The following is a 20,219-nucleotide window of genomic DNA, read 5'->3' as shown; positions in this document are numbered from 1 at the left end:
CCACACAACCGCATCGTTCCAGTGCGGTAAAATAAAAACACACTGAAAGGAGTTCGAAATGTTGTATTTAAAACGTGCGGCATTGATATCTGCAATCATCGCAGCTATATCGCCTCACGCAAATAGCACACCACGCATTATTGGCGGCAGTGGTACTACCGCTCCAAGCTGGATGGTTGCCATTGGGGAAAATGTTAACGGAACATGGTTCAACTACTGTGGCGGTACTCTTATCGATCGTGAGTGGGTCGTCACAGCAGCCCATTGTGTAGAAAACCCGCAAGTAGGCAAGATGGAAGTCGTCATCGGCGTAACTGACTTGAGCAAATCCCATCAACGGACTTCGATTGATCAAGTTTTGATGAATACCGAATATCTGGTCAATCGCCTGAAATCCCTCGGTTTTGATATTCCAACCTTTGAAAAAGATATTGCCCTGCTGCACTTGGCAACACCCACAGCCAATGCTCCTATCACTGTGGCGCCATTAAATACCAAAGACACATGGGTTGGGCCAACTCAACTACGAACCTACGGTTATGGCGGCATCAATCCGCAGGCCACTATTGACAGTCCAGTACTGCAGACTATTGACCTCCCTTATCAAGGCGACAGGGACAGATGGTATGGAGACACAACCCTGAGCCATATCTTTGCCGGGCAGACCGTGATGCAGGACTCCTGCAAAGGCGATAGCGGGGGGCCATTGGTTTATATGGGACAGCTGGTCGGCATCACTAGCTATGGGGCCTTTCCATGTGCTTCCGGAGCCGCAGGGGGATACACTTATGCACCTGCTTTGGCTGATTGGATAAACGAACAAAAACACAACATTACCATTACATCACTACGCGGACTGAATGTTCCGGCAAACCAGAGCCGCTGGGCAGAATATAGACTAGTCAACCGCACCATGTTCAGCGCAACCCTGAGTGATCTGGTAACTACTGCACCTGGAATAGCCAATAACTGTAACGTTGAACTAAAACCGGGCCAAGATTGCACAATTCGCGTTCGTTTCGATGGCAAATACGCTGTTGACTCTATTCGTGCCGAAATCATTAGTATGAAAAGTACCATTGCTGGACGAGCTTCAACACTTGAAGCAGCACTTATAGGTATCACAACAAAAGAAGAAGCAGCCCCCATCCCTGAACCGACACCGCAACCCGCCCAACCCTCACAGCCGACAACCACATCAGGTAGTGGCGGTGGCGGCGGTGGTTCTATCGGTCTAGCTGCCCTGTTACTAATACCAATAGCCTGGCTGCGGCGTCGCCGTTGAAACCAACGAAAAAAGATGACGCCATGGCGTCATCTTTTTTATCCTACAAAGATTAATTACTCGCCGATGTACTCAACCACTTCCAGACCGAAACCACCGAGGGCATGGTACTTCTTCGGCGAGCTCAAAAGGCGCATCTTGCTCACGCCCAACGCTTTGAGGATCTGGGAACCGACACCCACCCGGCGCGAGGTGCCCTGCCACTTGGCCCCTTCCGGTGCCAGTCCCTTGTCGGCGGCTTCAAAACCCTTGACCCGGGCCAGCAGCTCGGCGCCGTGGGATTCAGCCCCCAAAATCACCAGCACCCCGCCCTCGTCAGCGATGCGGGCCATGGATTTGGGCAGCGGCCAGCTGCGGGCGGCGTGGCGGTCGGTCAGCAGCAGATCGCTCAGCACATCGTGCAGATGGACGCGCACCAGGGTCGGCTGGTCGGCCTGCACCTCACCCTTTTTCAGGGCGAAGTGAACCTGATTGTCGATGGTGTCGCGGAAGGTGATGAGGTCGAACTCGCCAAACTCGGTCGGCAGCTTGCATTCGGCCACCTTCTCGACCGTGGTCTCGTGCTGGTTGCGGTACTCGATAAGGTCGGCGATGGTGCCAAGCTTGATACCGTGCTCCTCGGCAAACAGCTCCAGATCAGGACGGCGCGCCATGGTGCCATCTTCGTTGAGGATCTCGACGATGACGGCGGCAGGCTCGAAACCGGCCAGACGGGCCAGATCGCAACCTGCTTCAGTGTGACCGGCACGGGTCAGCACGCCGCCATCCTGCGCCATCAGCGGGAAAATGTGGCCCGGCTGCACCAGATCGGCTGCCTTGGCGTTGGGCGCCACAGCCGCCTGTACGGTCACCGCGCGATCGGCGGCGGAAATACCCGTGGTCACCCCTTCTGCCGCCTCGATGGAGACGGTAAAGGCGGTGGAGAACTGGGCATTGTTGCGATCCACCATCAGCGGCAGCGCCAATTGCTTGCAGCGATCCCGGGTCAGGGTCAGGCAGATGAGGCCACGGCCGTAGCGGGCCATGAAGTTGATATCCTCCGGACGGACGCAGGAGGCGGCCATGATGAGGTCCCCTTCGTTCTCCCTGTCTTCGTCATCCATCAGGATCACCATCTTGCCAGCCTTGATATCGGCAATGATTTCCTGGGTTGTGCTCAGCGCCATGGGCTACTCCATCAGTGTGCTTGGGGGTTGAGCCCGCAGGCTCAACGCAAATGCGTGTGTATGTTGCTCTAGATTGGGGCTAGCGGCTCCATTTCAATCAGAGCGGGATCACAGAAAATCGTTTTGGTGGCCAGATTTAGCGCACACCGTCAGAGAAAACCGGCCTTGGCCAGCGTCTCCATGGTCAGGGTCGAGGCGCTGCTCTCCTGACTTTTCCCCATCATCAGCCGCTCCAGATAGCGGGCGATCTGATCCACCTCGAGGTTGACCTTGCGGCCCGGCTTCCAGCTGGCGATGGTGGTCTCCTGGGCTGTGTGGGGCACGATGGTCAGACGGAAAAGGTCCCCCTGCACCGCGTTCACCGTGAGGCTGATGCCATCCACCGCAATGGAGCCCTTCTCGGCGATATAGCGGGAGAGCTCGCCCGGCGCCTTGATCCAGTACTCGATGGCGCGGCCGCTGCTGGAGACGCTTTTCACTTCCCCTACTCCGTCTACGTGGCCGGAGACCAGATGGCCGCCGAGGCGGGAGGTGGGCATCAGCGCCTTCTCCAGGTTGACCCGATCGCCCACCTTGGCGGCGGCAAAGCCGGTTCGGGAGAGGGTTTCCAGCGACACGTCGGCGGTATAGCTCTTGTCGCCGAGCGCCACGACGGTGAGGCAGACGCCGTTGGTGGCGATGGAGTCGCCCAGTTTGACGTCGCTAAAATCCAGACCTGGTGCGTGGACGGTGAGGGCCATGTCATCGCCCTGACGACGCAGTTCGGCCAGGGTTCCCACCGCTTCGATAATTCCGGTAAACATGCAGATCACCTTGCTGATGACGGGGGCTGATTATGCCCCCTTGAACATTGATAAATCAGGCTATTTTGGCGGTAATGCGAATATCCGGCCCCACTATGCGCACGTCCTTGATGGCGAGCTTGGGCGCCTGGAACAGCCGGGTCAGGCCCGGCAGATGGAACAGGCCGCGCCCTTCGTCACCCATCAGTTTGGGTGCCTGATAGAGCACCAGCTCATCCACCAGCCCCTTCTCCAGCAGAGCGCCGCAGAGCCGCGGGCCCGCCTCGACCAGCACCGAGTTGACGTTCTGTTTGGCCAGCAGCATGAAGAGGCTGACCAGATCCAGCTTGCCATCCAGCAGCGGCAGCTCCAGCTGCTGCACCCACTCGGGCCACTCGCCGGACGCCTTGTGACGGGCCAGCAGCACCGGACTCTCGCTCTGGAACAGCGGCAAGTCGGGTGTGAGGCGGTTTTGCGAATCGACGATGACTCGCAGCGGCTGGCGCAGGGTCTCTTTGGGGTAGCTCGCCTTGACCGAGGGGGGCAGCTCGTCCCAGCGCACGGTCAGGGAAGCGCCATCGGCCAGCACGGTTTCGGCGCTGGAGAGCACCGCATCGTGGCGGGCCCGCAGTCGCTGCACGTCACGGCGCGCATCGGGGGAGGTGATCCACTGGCTCTCGCCGCTCGCCATGGCGGTGCGGCCATCGAGGCTGGCCCCCAGCTTGACGGTCATCCGCGGGAAGGCGGTACGCATCCGCTTGAAAAAGCCCGGGTTGAGCGCTTCGGCTTCGCTCGCCAGCAGGCCGAAATCGGTCTTGATCCCCGCTTCGGAGAGCATCCGCAGGCCACGCCCACCCACCTGGGGATTGGGATCAACCATGGCCGCTACCACCCGGGCCACACCGGCGTTGATCAGCGCCTCGGCGCAGGGAGGGGTACGACCGTGGTGGGAGCAGGGTTCGAGGGTCACATAGGCTGTGGCGCCGCGGGCGTTGTCACCGGCGGCGCGCAGGGCGTAGACCTCGGCATGGGGTTCGCCCGCTTTCTGATGCCACCCTTCGCCAACTACCACGCCATCCTTGACCAGCACGGCGCCGACGCAGGGGTTGGGGGCCGTGGTGTAGCGGCCGCGGCGGGCCAGTTCGAGGGCCCGACTCATCCATTGGTAATCATCTTGACTAAACATTCGGGCTCCTTTGACAACACATCTCGGCTTTACGCAGTATCGTAGGTTCGATTAGCGCAGCGTAATCGGACGCGGCAACATGGGTAAGAATGGCGGTTTACTTCTCCAGCTTGGCGATCTCTTCGCCGAACTCGCGAATATCTTCGAAGCTGCGATAGACGGAGGCAAAGCGGATATAGGCCACCTTGTCGAGACTCTTGAGCTCATCCATCACCAGATTGCCCACCAGCTCGGAGGCGACTTCGCGCTCGCCGGTGGCACGCAGGCGGGATTTGATATGGTTGACCGCCTTTTCGATGGCCTCCATGCTCACCGGCCGCTTCTCCAGCGCCCGCAGGATGCCGGCGCGCAGCTTGTCTTCGTTGAACGGCTCGCGGGAGCCGTTGGACTTGATGACGCGGGGCATCACCAGCTCGGCCATCTCGAAGGTGGTAAAACGCTCGTGACAGAGCAGACACTCACGACGGCGGCGCACCTGATGGCCTTCTGCCACCAGACGGGAATCGATCACCTTGGTATCAACCGCACTACAGAATGGGCAATGCATCGGACCTCCGGCGTTAATGGAACAGGGACCGGCCCGGCGGGCCAGGATCTAGGTCGGCCAGTGTAGCACGGCCATCCAAAACCGGTAAAAGCCAGAAAAAACAATGCCACCCGCAGGTGGCATTGGTCTCAAACCGGATAGTCTGACTTATCAGCCATAAACCGGGAAGCGGCGGCAGATATCCAGCACCTTCTCGCGTACGGTGGCCAGCACGGCATCGTTGTCGTGGTTGTCCAGTACGTCGCAGATCCAGTGGGTCAGCTCGATGGACTCGGCTTCCTTGAAACCGCGGCGGGTGATGGCCGGGGTACCGATACGCACACCGGAGGTGACGAACGGGGAGCGCGGGTCGTTGGGCACGGAGTTCTTGTTGACGGTGATGTTGGCTTTGCCCAATGCAGCGTCAGCATCCTTACCGGTCAGCTCGCGACCGATCAGGTCAACCAGCATCAGGTGGTTGTCGGTACCGCCGGAGACGATCTTGTAACCGCGCTCGATAAAGGTGGCAGCCATCGCCTTGGCGTTCTTGACAACCTGAGCCTGATAGGTCTTGAACTCCGGCTCCAGCGCCTCTTTGAAGGCAACGGCTTTACCGGCGATGACGTGCATCAGCGGGCCACCCTGACCACCCGGGAAGACGGCAGAGTTGAGCTTCTTGTAGAGCTCCTCGTCGTCAGCGGCGGAGAGGATCAGACCACCGCGCGGACCAGCCAGGGTCTTGTGAGTGGTGGAGGTAACCACGTGAGCGTGGGGAACCGGGTTCGGGTAGACGCCAGCGGCAATCAGACCCGCCACGTGGGCCATGTCGACGAACAGGTAGGCACCGACCTTGTCGGCGATTTCGCGCATGCGGGCCCAGTCAACGATGCCGGAGTAGGCGGAGAAGCCACCGATCATCATCTTCGGCTTGTGCTCGACAGCCTGACGTTCCATGTCGTCGTAGTCGATCTTGCCGGACTCATCGATACCGTAAGGCACGATGTTGTAAAGCTTGCCGGAGAAGTTGACCGGAGAGCCGTGGGTCAGGTGACCGCCGTGGGCCAGGTTCATGCCCAGTACGGTGTCGCCCGGCTGCAGCAGAGCCATGTAAACGGCGCTGTTGGCCTGAGAGCCGGAGTGCGGCTGCACGTTGGCGTAAGTGGCACCGAACAGCTCTTTGGCGCGCTCGATAGCCAGGGTTTCGACCACATCCACATACTCGCAACCACCGTAGTAACGCTTGGAGGGGTAACCTTCGGCGTACTTGTTGGTCAGCTGGGAGCCCTGGGCTTCCATGACACGGGGGCTGGTGTAGTTCTCAGACGCAATCAGCTCGATATGCTCTTCCTGACGACGGGTTTCGTCTGTGATGGCCTGCCACAATTGCGGATCATAATTGGCGATGGTCATGTCACGTTTCAACATCCGTTTCTCTCCTGAAAATCGTTTGCGCGTTAGGTGAAGTGGGCGCGGGCATTGTAACGTGAGCTGGATCAAAGAGACAGTCCAACCACCTAAAAAAATGTTGAATTTATGTTGTAAAAAACAAGATTCCCTCCCCGTTCAATACCCTGGCCGCCCCGCCAAACGGCACATTTTTCATCCCGCCGCGGGCGGGCAAAACCCGAAGGGGATCACAACGCCCTCTTTATCCATCCTGTAACATATTCATTCGAAACAAATTTAATGATGATGGAGCTGATTGCAGCCATGCATCCGAGGGGCTGCACCTAACCGGAGGAGTTCAAGATGGACCATCTGCTGACATTCGTGATCCTGGCTGTCTTTTTTCTGTTCTACTGGGTCTACTACACCAGCCAACGCAAACATGTCCCCACCACCTCGTGGGAGCAGCTCCCCACCAAAGCCGACTATCTGGCGGCCCACCCTGAATCAGTCGATGGCGACATCATCTTCTGTTATCACTGCGGCCACCACGAGTTGCTGGAGGTAGGCATGGTGCACCTGACCGATTTTCGCCGGGAATGGGTCTGTGCCAAGTGCAAGCAGGTGCTGTTTCGCGAGATCGAATAACGGCGCAGGGGCTGGCCACCCTCCCTAAACGCCGTACATCGCCAGCAGGGATCAGAACAGCGCATCCCTGTTGGCCGCCAGCCACTGCTGCAACCCGCTCACCGCCGCTTCAAATTGCGCCCCGATTGTCGCAGGCTCCCCGCCTCCCGCCTCAAGAGCCGCACAGTGGCTGGCAAATTCGGTCAACCCCAGCGCCAGCGCACTCCCCTTGAGCTTGTGCGCCAGCTGACGTTGCTCACTCCCCTCACCCTGAGCCAACTTATCCACCAACACCCGCCCTTGCGACTCAAACAGCGCGACCAGCTGGCGGATCCGCGCCATACCGAGCAGGGGCAGATCGGCATCCAGCACCGGATTGGCCCACTCGGGGTGGTTAGTTGGGGGCACGGCTACTGATAACTGCACCTGCGGCTCGATAGAGGCCCCTTCTTGCCGAAACAGCTGATCGATGGCATTGGCCAGCACCGCCAGCCGCACCGGCTTGCCGACAAAATCGACAAACCCGGCGGCAAGGCAATGGCGGATATCCTCCGGATACATCTGGGCCGAGATGGCGACGGCGGGCAGCGGCCGCTCATGCATCTCCTCGCTGATGGCGGCCAGATCCTCGCGCAGGCTCATACCGTCCATATCGGGCAGATTGATATCAAGCAGCGCCAGCTCGAAGGGGCGCTCGGTCACCAGCGCCAGCGCACTGCGACCATCCTCCGCCAGAGTGACGCGATGGCCGAGGCGGGTCAGCATGCCGTGCTCCACCAACCGGTTGATCTCGTTATCCTCCACCAGCAGGATGTCACGGGACTGGCCAAGGTGCAGCGGTTGCGCCTCGGCAGGCAGCTGGGCACTCGAGCGTTGCAAGGGCAGGCTGAAGCTGAATTCACACCCCTTGCCCGGTTCGCTGACAAGGATCAGCTCGCCCCCCATGGCGGCCACCAGCTTGCGGCTGATCGCCAGACCCAGCCCGGTGCCGCCCTGATGGCCTATATCACGCTTGCGCTGGCGAAACGCCTCGAACACCGCCTCCTGCTCATCGGCCGGAATGCCGGGGCCGGTATCGCGCACCACAAACCGGATGCAGGGCTCGGCGCAAGGGCCGTGACAGACAAGGGGCGCCACCGTCAGGGTAATCTGGCCACGGGCGGTAAACTTGACCGCATTGCCGAGCAAGTTGCCGAGTACCTGGCGCAGCTTGCCCAGATCCCCCTCGACCACAGGCGCCAGCCCGGGCGCATATTCCAGCGCCAGGGTGACCCCCTTGGCCGCAGCCTTTGGCCGGAACAACGCGCTGAGCTCATCCACCAGCTGGAACAGGGGGAAGGGTTCGCGGCGCGCCTCCACATGGCCCGCCTCGATCTTGGAGTAGTCGAGAATGTCGTTGAGGATCTCCAGCAGGGATTCGCCACTGTGCTCGATGGCGGCCAGATAGCGCTGCTGGGTATCGCTCAGGTGGGTATCTTCCAGCAGTGTCAGACCGCCCAGAATGCCGTTCATGGGGGTGCGGATCTCGTGGCTCATGGTGGCGAGAAACACCGATTTGGCGCGGTTGGCCTGTTCTGCCTCGGCGCGGGCCTGCCGCTGCTTCTCCACCTCCTCATTGAGCCGCTCGTTGGCGTGGCTGAGCTGGCCGGTGCGCTCCTCGACCCGCGACTCCAGCTCGCGCTGATAGCGGCCCAACTCGACCGCATTGTCACGAAACACCTGTAAAGCTCGGCCCAGCTCCGCCAGCTCATCGCGCCCGGTGCTGGCGATCGGCTCAAGGGGAGCCAGATCCCCGCGCGCCAACCGGCTCATCCCCGCCACCGCCCGTTGCAGTGGCCAGACGATCCGGCCATAGACCATGCGCCACATCAACAGCATCAGCAGTAGCAGCGTAAGCAGGCCAATGCCCATCAACGCCTGCTCCAGCAGCCTGAGGCGCTGACTTAGCGCCTGCTGGCTCTGCCCCAGCGAATCGCGGGCACGGCTGACCAGCTCTCCGACCTGCTGGTTGAGGCTGCTCATCAGGGCCTCATTGGCATTGGCCAGCACCCGCAGCGCCTCCCCCTTGCCGAGCCAGTCGCTGCGCAGTTGCACCAGCTTGTCGCTCTGCGCCAGCACGGTCAGCGCCTGCTCCACCGCTTGCCGGCGAGCCGGATCGGTCACCGCCCCGGCCCGCAATTGCAAGATGGCCAGCTCCCGCTGCCCCTCTTGCAATAGCGTTTGCAACTGTTCCTGCCGTTCGCTGCGCCACATCTCCTCGATGCGCTGCTGCTGCATCAGGGTACGATGACGCAGCTCGGTCATCTGCTCCAGCCAGTCAAGGTCCTGCTCCAGCAGGCGGTCCAGCGTCCGGGTCGCCTGCGCACCTTGCTGTTGGTAGAGGGAACCCAATCCCGCCACCATCACGGTTTCGGCGTTCTCCATCTGACTGCGCGCCAGCTCGGCAATCTGTCCGGCCGCCGCCACCAGACGGGCCCGCTGCGCCTCCCCCTGCGTCATCAGGGTCAACCGCTCTCCCACCAGCCAGCCCTGCTGGCCCAGATTGCCGATGATGCTCTGACTGAGCTGATCGAGGCTTGTTGAACCCTGCCCACGGCCAAGTTGCGCCAGCACCTGCTGCAGCTGTTGCCCCTGCAGAGTGAGCAAGCGTCCCTGATGCTCCCGCTCCTGCTCGCTGGTCGCGGTGGCCAGCAGTCGCGACGCGCTCTGGATCTCGCCGCTGAGGCGAGAGAGCGTGCGGGCCAGCTCCTGATCGGCCAGGGTCTGCTGCACCCCTTGCTCCAGCTGGCGCAGATGGCTAAGCCCCACCCAACCCAGCAGGGAGGCACTCAGGGTCAGCAACGCCATCAGGGAGAAGGCCAGCAGCAACTTGCCACCCAGGCCGGAAAAGATTCTCACGGGAAGTCCCTTGGTTGTGGTCGGCTTTGACCGGATAATATGGCCCAACACTTTAACAAAACCCATGGCCATGCGAAGCGTCTATCTCTCCCCGTTGTTGCTGATCTGGTTGCTAATGCTTCCCCGAGCCGCCCTCGCCTTTGCGGTCGATATCTGGCCCGGCGGCGAATTCAGCGGCCAGCCGGTGCGCCAGCAGTGGCCGGAACCCGCTGCGGCAACCAAACCGCTGACCCTCTGTGCCCTCTATCCCCATCTGCGCGACGCCTACTGGCTTTCGGTCAATCAGGGCATGGTGGACGAAGCGAAGCGGCTGGGAGTCAAGTTGCAGATCCACGAAGCAGGGGGTTACGGCGCCCTCGTCGAGCAGCGCCAGCAGTTGCAGCGCTGCGTGCAGGAAGGGAGCGACGCCATCTTGCTCGGCGCGTTGAGCTATCAGGGCTTGCGCGAGGCCATCAAGGTCACGCCGCTGCCGCTCTTTGGGCTGGTCAACGATCTGCCCAGCGGTCTGGTGCAGGCCAAGGTGGGAGTCTCCTGGTACCAGATGGGCTGGCAGATTGGCCACTGGCTGGCGCAGCGTCACCCCGCCGGCAGCAAGCCGGTCTCGGTCGCCCTCTTCCCCGGCCCGCAGTCAAGCGGCGGCAACAACTTCGTCGAGCCGGGCTTTGCCGATGCCATCAAGGGGAGCGCCATCAAGCTGGTCACCACCGAGCGTGGTGACAACAGCCGGGAAATCCAGCGCACGCTGGTGCAGCAGACGCTGGCCCGCTATCCCGACCTCAACTATCTGGTGGGGGGCGCCATCGCCGCCGAAGTGGCGGTCAACGAGCTGGCGCAGCGCCATCTCGACAGGCCCCAGGTGCTGAGCACCTACTTCAGCCACGGGGTACAGCGGGGCCTGCGCCGGGGCAAGATCCTCGCCGCCAACAGCGATCAGATGCGGCTGCAGGGGCGCCTTGCGGTCGCTCAGGCGGTCTGCCTGCTGCAACACCCTGATGCCAATGCCGAGCAGTGCCCTCGGGTGATGGGGCCACCCATTCTGACGCTATCTGCACCGCTGGCCGACCCCGCCGATTCCCTCTCGGATGGCGCTTTTCGTCCCGTCTATCGGGTCGAATAGCCGTTCCAAATCCGATCAGCCCACTCAAGGAGAAGAGATGAAAGAGTTACATGCCAGCTGCCTGTGCGGCGCCGTCGCCCTGACCCTGCCGGATCAGTTCGACTATATGGGGAACTGCCACTGCAGCGAATGCCGCAAGTTTTCAGGGGGAGATTACGCCTCGGTCGGCGGACTGGATGGCAACAAGGTCACCATAGTGAAAGGGGAAGAGGCCATCGGCCGCTACCGGAAATCGGCAGAGACCACCCTGGCCTTCTGTCGTCACTGCGGCTCCAGCCTGTTCAGCCAGAAGAGCAGCAGCGGCAAGATCAACCTGCGCCTCGGGGTACTGGACGATGTGCCGAGCCAGCGACCCGCGTTTCACATCTTCGTCGGATCCAAGGCGCCCTGGCACCAGATTGGCGACGACTGCCCGCAATTTGATACCCGCCCGCCGGTCTGATACCCGGTCAAACAGGTCAAGGCCACCGTAACGGGCTCAGGAGGCTATCTCGCCGGCAAACAGATAGCCTTCACCATGGACGGTGACAAACAGCTGGGGATCCCTCGGATCCGCTTCCATCTTGCCGCGCAGCCGCCGGATCAACACGTCTATGGTGCGATCGCTCGGGCCATCGCCGCGATGGCTGATGAGGGTCAGGATCCTCTCCCGACTGAGCACCCGCCCGGCATGGGCGACAAAGGCCACCAGCACTTCATATTCGGCCTTGGTCAGGCGCACCGGCACCCCGTCCTTGCTGAGCTGGCGGCGGGGAATATCAAACCGCCAGGGGCCGAAGCGCACCGCATCGTCAGCCACCGCAGGCTCGCTCGGCGCGGCGGCCGCCAGCGAGATCCGCCACAGCAGATTCTTGACCCGCACCAGCAGTTCCCTGAGCTCGAACGGCTTGGTGACATAGTCGTCGGCCCCCATCTCGAGGCCGACAATCCGGTCCACCGCATCGCTGCGGCCGGTGACCAGAATGATCCCCACCGTGCTGCGCGCCCGCAGTTCACGGGTCAGCAGCAGACCATCTTCCCCCGGCAGGTTGATATCCAGCATCACCAGATCGACCGGCTGCTCTGCCAGTACGGCGCGCATCTCCAGGCCATTTTCGACCGCCGTCACCCGATAGCCCTCCCGCTCGAAATAGCCGGTCAGCTTCTCGCGGGTAACCGCATCATCTTCAACAACCAGAATGTGGTAACTCATGGGCAGGGTTCACGATGGTCGACAAGGGAGGATTATTCTATTCACATTTTGTCATAAATACCCCTATTTCATTAATTTGTGGCGGCAGCCCTGTTCACAACGCCTCCCTATCATGGCTCCCATCAAAAAAGTGATGTGAGAGAGCATGATGAAAAAACTGTGGCACTTCCTGCGCACCCCCAGCCGTCGCTGGTCGGTACTGGCGCTGCTTCTGGTGGGCGTCGGCGTCACCCTCGCGGGCACCGTCGGCCTGCACTATGGCTTTGAGAAAACCAGCAGCCTCGAATTCTGTATCTCCTGCCACTCCATGAAAGACACCGTCTATCCGGAGTACAAGGAGTCCATCCACTTCAAGAATGCCTCAGGGGTACAGGCGGTCTGTACCGACTGTCATCAGCCGAAGGACTTTGTCGGCAAGGTGGCCCGCAAGATGGAGGCGGCCAACGACCTCTATCAGGAGTACATAGGCCACAGCATCGACACCCAGGAGAAGTTCGAGGACCGGCGCCTGCATCTGGCCGAGAAGGTGTGGGCACGGATGAGCAGCCAGAACTCCAAGACCTGCAAGTCCTGCCATAGCTACGACAACATGGATCACGCCAAGCAGTCCCCGGCGGCAGCGCTGGCGATGAAAGATGCGGCGGCGAAGAACATGAACTGCATCGAGTGCCACAAGGGCATCGCCCACGAACTGCCCAACATGGCGGGGGGCTTCCGGGCCACTTACGCCACCCTGGTCAACGACGCGCAAGAGGCGCCAGCCGCCGAGACCCTCTACAACCTGGGTGAAAAAGATCTCTACGCCAGCGAGCAGAGCACCGACCCGGTCGGCAAACTGCTGCCTGCCTCCCGCATCGACGTGGTGGACCGCAGCGGCGATCGCCTCAAGGTGACCATCGAAGGGTGGCGCGAGAGCGATGGCAAGGGCCGGGTGCTGAGCGAATACATGGGCAAGCGGGTCTTCGTCGCTACCATCCGTGACGAACTGAAAGCGAGCGAGAAAGTGCTCAAACAGGAGACCGACAGCGCCACCCATATCAAGTGGGAACAGGTTCAGGTGCAGGCCTGGGTCGATGGCAAGGGCTTTGAGTCCTCGCTCAAGCCGATCTGGGATTACGCCGGCGAGATGTACAAATCCACCTGCAACTCCTGCCACGGCGCGCCGGATCCCGCTCACTTCACTGCCAACGGCTGGATCTCGGGGCTCAAGGCGATGTCTGCCTACTATCGCCTGAGCAAGGAAGAGGAGCGCACCCTGCTCAAATACCTGCAAAACCATGCCGCCGATACCGGTGGTCAGGGCAGCCACTAAGTCCGGATTCGAAAGAGGAATAACAAGATGATCAATATTTCCCGTCGTGGTTTTCTGGGTGGCTTGCTGGCCAGCGGTGCCTCTGCCCTGATCGGCCCCTCCCTGCTCGGTCGCGCCGTGATGGCCGCCGAGTCTGGCGACAAGCTGGTGCAGTCCGGCTCCCACTGGGGCGCCTTCCGTGCCCGGGTGGTCGATGGGCGCTGGGTCGAGACCCAGCCGTTCGAGCATGACAAGCACCCCACCGACATGCTCAAGGCCTTGAGTGAGGTGGTCTACAACCCCTCCCGCATCCGCTACCCCATGGTGCGGCTGGACTGGCTGCGCAAGGGGCACCAGTCCGACACCAGCGAACGTGGCCAGAACCGCTTCGTGCGGGTGACCTGGTCCCAGGCGCTGGACTTCTTCTATCACGAGCTGGAGCGGGTGCAGAAGATCTATGGCCCGAGCGCCCTCTATGCCGGTCACTCCGGCTGGCAGTCGGTAGGCAAACTGCACTCCGCTGGTGCCATGCTGGGGCGCGCCATGAACCTGCACGGCACCTATCTGGCCAAGGCTGGTGACTACTCCACCGGTGCCGCCCAGGTGATCCTGCCCCACGTGGCGGGCGCCATGGAGGTATACGAGCAGCAGACCTCCTGGCCGCTGGTGCTGGAGCACAGCAAAACCATCGTCATCTGGGGCTCCGATCCCATCAAGAACCTGCAGGTGGGCTGGCTGGTGCCGGATCACAGCGTCTACGACTACTGGGCACAGCTGAAAGAGAAGGTGGCCAAGGGCGAGATCCGAGTGATCAGTGTCGACCCGGTCAAATCCAAGACCCAGAAGTACCTCAATTGCGATCAGGTGACCCTGAATCCGCAGACCGACGTACCGCTGATGCTGGGCATCGCCCACACCCTCTACAGCGAGAAGCGCCACGACGAGAAGTTCCTGAAAGACTACACCACCGGTTTTGACAAGTTCCTGCCCTACCTGCTGGGCACCAGCGATGGTCAGGTGAAGGACGCAGAGTGGGCCGCCGCCATCTGTGGCGTACCAGCCGAAACCATCCGCGAGCTGGCCCGCACCATGAGCAGCGGCCGTACCCAGCTTATCGGCGGCTGGTGCGTGCAGCGTATGCACCACGGCGAACAGTACGCCTGGATGCTGGTGGTACTGGCCTCGATGATTGGCCAGATCGGCCTGCCGGGGGGCGGTTACGGCTTTGGCTGGCACTACAACGGGGCGGGCACCATCACCTCCAGCGGCCCCATCATGTCAGGTTTCAGCTCGGTCATTCCCGGCGTTAAACCACTCCATGACGGCGACTGGAAGGGCTACTCCAAATACATTCCGGTGGCCCGCTTCGTCGACTGCATCCTCAATCCGGGCAAGCAGATCGCCTTCAACGGCCAGACCATCACCTACCCCCACATGAAGATGGCGGTGTTCTGCGGCAACAACCCGTTCCACCACCAGCAGGATCGCAACAAGATGGTCGCCGCCTGGCGCAAGCTGGAAACCGTGGTCAGCATCGATCACCAGTGGACGGCCAGCTGCCGTTTCGCCGATATCGTGCTGCCCGCCACCACCACCTATGAGCGGGACGACATCGAGCAGTGGGGTTCTCACTCCAACGCGGGCATTCTGGCCATGTACAAGGTGGTGGAGCCGCTGTTCGAGGCGCGCGATGACTATGACATCTTCGCCGATCTCTGCCGTCGCTTCGGTCGCGAGGTCGAATTCACCGGCGGCAAGAGCAAGCTGGAGTGGATCCAGAGCATCTATGACGATGCCCGCCTGCAGGGCCGCGGCATCGGCATCCGTCTGCCCCGTTTCAGCCAGTTCTGGCACGGCGAAGGCTTCGTCACCTTCCCGGCAGGCCAGCCCTGGGTGCGTCACGAGTCGTTCCGTCAGGAGCCGGATCTGGAACCCCTCGGTACCCCGTCTGGCCTTATCGAGATCTACTCCAAGACCATTGCCGACTACGGCTATGGGGATTGCCCGGGCCATCCGGTCTGGATCGAGCCCTACGAGCGCTCACACGGCGGGCCGGGCAGCAAGCAGTACCCGCTGCACCTGCAATCCTGCCACCCGGACAAGCGGCTGCACAGCCAGCTCTGCTCCTCCGACAACTATCGCGCCACCTATACAGTGCAGGGTCGCGAGCCTGTCTACATGAATCCGCAGGATGCCAAATCCCGCGGCCTCAAGGACGGCGATCTGGTGCGGGTGTTCAACGGCCGCGGTCAGGTATTGGCCGGGCTGGTGGTGAGCGATGACTACGCCCCCGGCGTAGTCCGGATACAGGAAGGAGCCTGGTATGGCCCGCAAGAGGGCGGCAAGGTAGGGACTCTCTGTACCTACGGCGATCCCAACGTGCTGACCGCCGACATCGGCTCCTCCAGCCTGGCGCAGGCCACCACGGCCCACACCGCGCTGGTGGAGATCGAGAAGTTCCGCGGACAGGCGCCCGCCGTCACTGCCTTCGGCGCGCCGGAATCGGCCAAGGGCATCGACCCCATGTTCCCGGCACTCTGACCCCAGGGGGACGAAAGCGCCCCCTTGAGTTTCCTTTATTTTTAAAGTCGTTAGAATCGGGAGCCATCAAGGCTCCCGATTGCCATCCACGGAGGAAAAATGCAGGAATTTATGGCTACCAGCGAACGCCGGGCCGAACTCTACTGGTGGTTCTCCACCCTGTTCGCCGCCGAACTCAGTGATGAGCAGATCGCCGAATATGACACCTATGATGTGCGAAGCTTCCTGAAAAGCCTCTCCACCCTGGATCCGATGCGCGAAGCCGTGGCCGAGCTCAACGAGGCCATCGCCCGCCTGCTGGTGCGCCCGGATCGCCAGCTGGAACTCGCCGCCGACTTCGCCGGCCTGTTTCTGGTGGATCCCAAACAGGGCGCCCTGCCCTACGAATCGCTCTACCGTGGCGAGGCCAAGCTGCTGATGCAGGCCCCGATGGCCGAGATGCAGGCCCGCCTCGATCGCCTTGGTATCAATGTCAGCGATAAATACAAAGAGCCTGCGGATCATCTAGCCATCGAGCTGGATCTGATGGGCAATCTCATCATCCGTGCGGCGGAAGCCAAGAGCGCAGCCGAGCGGGAACGCTGGCTCGACGAGCAGGAAGCGCTGCTGCACGGTCATCTGCTGGGCTGGTTTGACAAGTTCGAAAGCGCCTGTCGCGCCGCCGACCGGTTTGGCTTCTACGGCGCCAGTGCCCGTCTGCTGGGGGTCTTCCTCAAGATGGATGCCAACTACCTCTCTCTGGTCAAACCGGCACCGTCCGCCGACTGAGGCCGCGATGAAAACAGCCCTGCTTCTGATCGCATGCTGGCTGCTGGCCCTGATCCCGCTGGATCAGGGCATTACTCCCCTGATTGCGCTGCAGTTCAACCCGGATCGCGAGCTCTACGGCACCGCCCAGCTCACCGGCTTTGCCGGCATCCTGCTCACCCTCTACCTTGCCAATCTCGGCGTCGAGGTGGTGTTGCGCCGCCGCTTCCAGATTGCCGGCATGCTGGCGCTGCTGGCCGCCTGGATCGACTTCATCAACAGCAGTGGCTGCGAGTCGCACTTCCTGCTGCTCTATCTGCTTGCCCTCCCCTTCCATCTGATCGGCTGGCTGGTATTTGTACGCGGTATTCAGGCGTTTGGTCGCCAGAAGGGATAACCACTCGCCCCCTTTCTCCATCCTTTTTATCAGGTTTTTATGCCTATTCTTGCCGTCAAAACAACCAGATAACTCCGCTTGACTCCCAGCCAAACAGTTCGTGCCATACTGACAACTGATGCAAGTGATAAAACAATCAATGCCGAGGTCATCATGGATGGGAAGCTTTTCAACGCCGACACCGAGGCAATGTTGAGCCAGCTGTCAGATCACACCGTCCTGGAACAGCTGATGGATAATGCCCCTCTGGGCATCGGCGTCTTTGACTGCGAATTTCGCTACCGTAAAGTCAATCAGGTGCTGGCCGACATCAATGGCAAAAGCATCGAGGAGCATCAGGGCAAGCACCTCAGAGAGGTGGTTCCCAAACTGGCACCGACCCTGGAGCCCATGTTTCAGCAGATCATGCGAAGCGGCATGCCCTACGTAGATATCGCCATCACGGGCCAAACCGCGGCGTACGACAGCAGTTCCCGCCGTTTTCAGGCCACCTACAGCCCGATGCGTGATGAGAAGGGGGAGCTGAACGGCATCCTCGCCATTGTGCGGGACATCACCGAGCAGTACGAAACCGAACAACGGCTGCAACTGGCAATGCGAGCGGCCCAAATCGGGGTGTGGGAATGGCACGTGGCGGAGGACAGACTGCTGTTCGACGGCCAAATTGAGCCGCTGCTGGGTATCGAGGCCAACCAGTTCCACGGCGGGCTGCAAGCGTTCGTCGACTGTTTTGAACCGGAATCCGGCAGCCAGCTCAAGGCCGCCCTGCAAAGTCATGACCCCATCCATCTCACCCTGAGCTACCTCACCACTCTCAACGAGCGCCACTGGGTCGATATTCATGCCGACCATGTCCCCGCCACCGAGTCGGTCGGCCACCGGGTCATGGGGGTCATTCACAATGCCACCGCCCGCCGCCGTCAGGAGGAGCGACTCCATCAGGCCAACGTGGTATTCGATACCACTGCCGAGGGGATCATCATCCTCGACAGCGAACACCATATTCTGTCGGTCAACCCGGCCTTCACCATGCTGACCCAATACAATGCCGAGGAGGTGATAGGCCGTACCCCGGATATCATCATGCATCCCAGGCGCTACACTGACCTCGACTATCCCTGGTATCACCTGCGCCCCGGCAACAACGCCTGGCATGGCGAGATGGTTTGTCTGCGCAAGGATGGCAGCTACTTCTCCTCCTGGCAGCAGATCAGCGCTGTCTATGACAACTTCAACAACACTACTCACTATGTGATCGCCCTTTCCGACATCAGCGCCATTCGCAAGGTGGAGGCCGAGCTGAACCACCTTGCCTATCACGATCCCCTGACCGAGCTGGGCAATCGTCATCTGTTGCAGGAGCGGCTGGCCCTTGAGCTGAAAACCGCGCAGCTCAATCGCAAACGGTTGGGGCTGCTCTTTATAGATCTGGATGGCTTCAAGCTGATCAACGACAGCCTGGGCCACGGAGTTGGCGATGAGCTGCTCAAGCGGCTGGCAGAGCGGATCCGCGGCTGCCTGCAACACAACGATCTGGCGACCCGCCTCGGGGGAGACGAGTTTCTGGTGCTGATCCCCTATCTGGAGGAGCCTGACGAGCTGGCAACCCTGGCCAATACCCTGCTGACCGTGTTGCGTGAACCGGTTGAGCTGGCCCATGAGCTGGTGGCAATCTCGGCAAGTATCGGTATCGCCATCTATCCGGATCATGCAGACAGCCCGGAAACCCTGGTCAGCGCCGCCGACAGCGCCATGTACGAGGCGAAAAGTCAGGGGCGCAACGGATTCCAGTTCTATACCCCCTGCATGGCGGCTCGAGCACGCGAGCGGATGCAGATTGAGCAGGGTCTGCTCAAGGCCCTGGAACTCGAACAGCTCTGCATCTTCTATCAACCCATGACCAATCTGGCCAACGGCCACCTGAGTGGACTGGAAGCCCTGCTGCGCTGGCAGCATCCCAATGAGGGGATGATAGCGCCGACCCGTTTTATTCCGGTGGCGGAGGAGTGCGGCCTGATAGAGAAAATTGGGGAATGGGTAATGCGCAACGCCTGTGAGCAGGGACAAAACTGGCTGGCCGCCGGACTGCCGGTGCCCCGCTTGTCGGTCAATGTGTCGGTGCGGGAGATGCGATCCCCGGGCTACGTTGAACGGGTCGCCGCCATTCTGGCCGAGACAGGATTTCCGCCAGAACGGCTCGAGATCGAGGTGACGGAGAGCATCATCCAGAGGGTCGAACAGAGTCTGGATCTCTTTACCCGCCTGAAAAATCTCGGCGTGCAGATTGCCATCGATGACTTTGGTACCGGCTTCTCGTCACTGAGTCTGCTCAAGACCCTGCCGATCGATCGCATCAAGATCGACCGGGCGTTTGTGCAGGCATTACCGGAAGACAAGAACAGTCGGGAGCTCTGCCGCACCATCATCAATCTGGCAGACAGTCTGGATATGGAGGTCACCGCCGAGGGAATTGAAACCAAGGCACAACACGCCTTCTTGCAGTCACTCAACTGCGGCGAAGGACAGGGCTATCTGTTCAGCAAACCACTGCATGTCGAACATATGGGAGATCGCCTGCATCAACGCTACGTCTCATAGAGGCAGGCAATCATCATCACCAGCCGGGAGGCATCAGCCTCCTGGCTGCCGACCGGGTTACCACTCAATCTGCAAGCGGGATTCCCAACCATCATCACGATCATTGAGCATGCGCGTCAACGGTGATTCGCCTGCATAACGGGGAGCTGGCTCGCTGAAGGTGAGTCTGGTACCGGGCTCCTTGGCCTGCCATGCATGACCAAGCTGATCGGCCACCCGATCCCGCAGCGCAGGTGAAGCCTCCTGATGGGTGATCGCAAACTCTTTCGGGGGTTCGCCAGCGGGCACTGGCGCATCAAACTGCCAGAGGGATGCACAGAGCAACAGAGAAAACATCATGACCTCCAATTAATCGAAACGCCCCCTTTTACCCACTCACCGATTAATTGTCACTCTTTGTCCTGTAACCAACTGTTGCCGCCTATCCAAAAGTCTAATTGCCCCCCGCCACCAAAGGTATAAGTTGTTAAGAAACCATTA

The 20,219-nt window shown here is 60.9% G+C and carries 17 protein-coding genes; 9 read left to right on the top strand and 8 right to left on the bottom strand.

Annotated features, from left to right (window positions below; translation table 11 throughout):
• The first annotated feature begins 58 nt into the window (after positions 1 to 58).
• Positions 59 to 1,285 (top strand): trypsin-like serine protease, encoded by a 1,227-nt coding sequence (locus tag AB5Y73_RS01695; protein WP_080741278.1) that lies wholly within the window; start codon positions 59 to 61, stop codon positions 1,283 to 1,285.
• A gap of 56 nt (positions 1,286 to 1,341) precedes the next feature.
• Here AB5Y73_RS01695 and ribBA read toward each other — a convergent pair whose 3' ends face one another.
• The 5 genes from ribBA to glyA all read right to left on the bottom strand — a co-directional run bounded on the left by ribBA (position 1,342) and on the right by glyA (position 6,370).
• Positions 1,342 to 2,451, bottom strand: coding sequence for a bifunctional 3,4-dihydroxy-2-butanone-4-phosphate synthase/GTP cyclohydrolase II (ribBA, locus tag AB5Y73_RS01690; protein WP_101531049.1), 1,110 nt, complete (start codon positions 2,449 to 2,451; stop codon positions 1,342 to 1,344).
• Positions 2,452 to 2,600: 149 nt separating this feature from the next.
• A complete protein-coding gene (locus AB5Y73_RS01685) occupies positions 2,601 to 3,254 on the bottom strand; it encodes a riboflavin synthase (protein ID WP_107682545.1) in 654 nt (217 codons plus the stop codon).
• A 55-nt stretch (positions 3,255 to 3,309) separates the two neighbouring features.
• A complete protein-coding gene (gene ribD / locus AB5Y73_RS01680) occupies positions 3,310 to 4,419 on the bottom strand; it encodes a bifunctional diaminohydroxyphosphoribosylaminopyrimidine deaminase/5-amino-6-(5-phosphoribosylamino)uracil reductase RibD (protein ID WP_107682546.1) in 1,110 nt (369 codons plus the stop codon).
• Positions 4,420 to 4,516: 97 nt separating this feature from the next.
• A complete protein-coding gene (gene nrdR, locus AB5Y73_RS01675; protein ID WP_005338880.1) occupies positions 4,517 to 4,966 on the bottom strand; it encodes a transcriptional regulator NrdR in 450 nt (149 codons plus the stop codon).
• A gap of 150 nt (positions 4,967 to 5,116) precedes the next feature.
• Positions 5,117 to 6,370 carry a serine hydroxymethyltransferase gene (glyA, locus tag AB5Y73_RS01670; RefSeq protein ID WP_005338884.1) on the bottom strand — a complete coding sequence of 418 codons (1,254 nt, stop codon included), beginning with the start codon at positions 6,368 to 6,370 and terminating at the stop codon, positions 5,117 to 5,119.
• Positions 6,371 to 6,694: 324 nt separating this feature from the next.
• Here glyA and AB5Y73_RS01665 point away from each other — a divergent pair, with 324 nt between their 5' ends.
• A complete protein-coding gene (locus tag AB5Y73_RS01665; protein ID WP_088870031.1) occupies positions 6,695 to 6,979 on the top strand; it encodes a hypothetical protein in 285 nt (94 codons plus the stop codon).
• 51 nt (positions 6,980 to 7,030) lie between these two features.
• On the opposite strand, the gene torS is transcribed toward AB5Y73_RS01665, so the two are convergent.
• Positions 7,031 to 9,856 carry a TMAO reductase system sensor histidine kinase/response regulator TorS gene (gene torS, locus AB5Y73_RS01660; protein ID WP_107682547.1) on the bottom strand — a complete coding sequence of 942 codons (2,826 nt, stop codon included), beginning with the start codon at positions 9,854 to 9,856 and terminating at the stop codon, positions 7,031 to 7,033.
• Positions 9,857 to 9,926: 70 nt separating this feature from the next.
• On the opposite strand from torS, the gene torT reads away from it, so the two are divergent.
• Together torT and AB5Y73_RS01650 are read left to right on the top strand one after the other, a co-directional pair.
• Complete coding sequence (torT, locus tag AB5Y73_RS01655; RefSeq protein WP_279499661.1) at positions 9,927 to 10,973, top strand: TMAO reductase system periplasmic protein TorT; 1,047 nt, start codon at positions 9,927 to 9,929, stop codon at positions 10,971 to 10,973.
• A gap of 37 nt (positions 10,974 to 11,010) precedes the next feature.
• Positions 11,011 to 11,415 carry a GFA family protein gene (locus AB5Y73_RS01650; protein ID WP_005338893.1) on the top strand — a complete coding sequence of 135 codons (405 nt, stop codon included), beginning with the start codon at positions 11,011 to 11,013 and terminating at the stop codon, positions 11,413 to 11,415.
• 36 nt (positions 11,416 to 11,451) lie between these two features.
• On the opposite strand, the gene torR is transcribed toward AB5Y73_RS01650, so the two are convergent.
• On the bottom strand, positions 11,452 to 12,165 hold the full coding sequence (gene torR, locus AB5Y73_RS01645; RefSeq protein ID WP_107682548.1) for a two-component system response regulator TorR: 714 nt from the start codon (positions 12,163 to 12,165) through the stop codon (positions 11,452 to 11,454).
• A gap of 145 nt (positions 12,166 to 12,310) precedes the next feature.
• Here torR and torC point away from each other — a divergent pair, with 145 nt between their 5' ends.
• From torC to AB5Y73_RS01620, 5 genes are all read left to right on the top strand, one after another.
• Complete coding sequence (torC, locus tag AB5Y73_RS01640; protein WP_005343495.1) at positions 12,311 to 13,477, top strand: pentaheme c-type cytochrome TorC; 1,167 nt, start codon at positions 12,311 to 12,313, stop codon at positions 13,475 to 13,477.
• A 27-nt stretch (positions 13,478 to 13,504) separates the two neighbouring features.
• The gene (gene torA / locus AB5Y73_RS01635) at positions 13,505 to 15,997 is read left to right on the top strand and encodes a trimethylamine-N-oxide reductase TorA (protein ID WP_107682549.1); all 2,493 of its coding nucleotides are present in this window, start codon (positions 13,505 to 13,507) and stop codon (positions 15,995 to 15,997) included.
• A 99-nt stretch (positions 15,998 to 16,096) separates the two neighbouring features.
• Positions 16,097 to 16,765 carry a molecular chaperone TorD gene (gene torD / locus AB5Y73_RS01630; RefSeq protein WP_021230390.1) on the top strand — a complete coding sequence of 223 codons (669 nt, stop codon included), beginning with the start codon at positions 16,097 to 16,099 and terminating at the stop codon, positions 16,763 to 16,765.
• A 7-nt stretch (positions 16,766 to 16,772) separates the two neighbouring features.
• On the top strand, positions 16,773 to 17,141 hold the full coding sequence (locus tag AB5Y73_RS01625) for a hypothetical protein (RefSeq protein WP_107682550.1): 369 nt from the start codon (positions 16,773 to 16,775) through the stop codon (positions 17,139 to 17,141).
• Between the two features lie 153 nt (positions 17,142 to 17,294).
• On the top strand, positions 17,295 to 19,739 hold the full coding sequence (locus AB5Y73_RS01620) for an EAL domain-containing protein (protein ID WP_107682551.1): 2,445 nt from the start codon (positions 17,295 to 17,297) through the stop codon (positions 19,737 to 19,739).
• Between the two features lie 57 nt (positions 19,740 to 19,796).
• Here the strand turns inward: AB5Y73_RS01620 and AB5Y73_RS01615 are convergent, their stop codons facing one another.
• Positions 19,797 to 20,078, bottom strand: coding sequence for a hypothetical protein (locus AB5Y73_RS01615; RefSeq protein WP_225315392.1), 282 nt, complete (start codon positions 20,076 to 20,078; stop codon positions 19,797 to 19,799).
• Between the last annotated feature and the right edge of the window lie 141 nt (positions 20,079 to 20,219).

This window comes from Aeromonas sp. s7(2024), assembly GCF_040907825.1.
GTDB classification, from domain to species: domain Bacteria; phylum Pseudomonadota; class Gammaproteobacteria; order Enterobacterales; family Aeromonadaceae; genus Aeromonas; species Aeromonas veronii.
The sequence above is the reverse complement of the archived record's forward strand: the minus strand, read 5'-3'. Positions and strand labels throughout refer to the sequence as shown.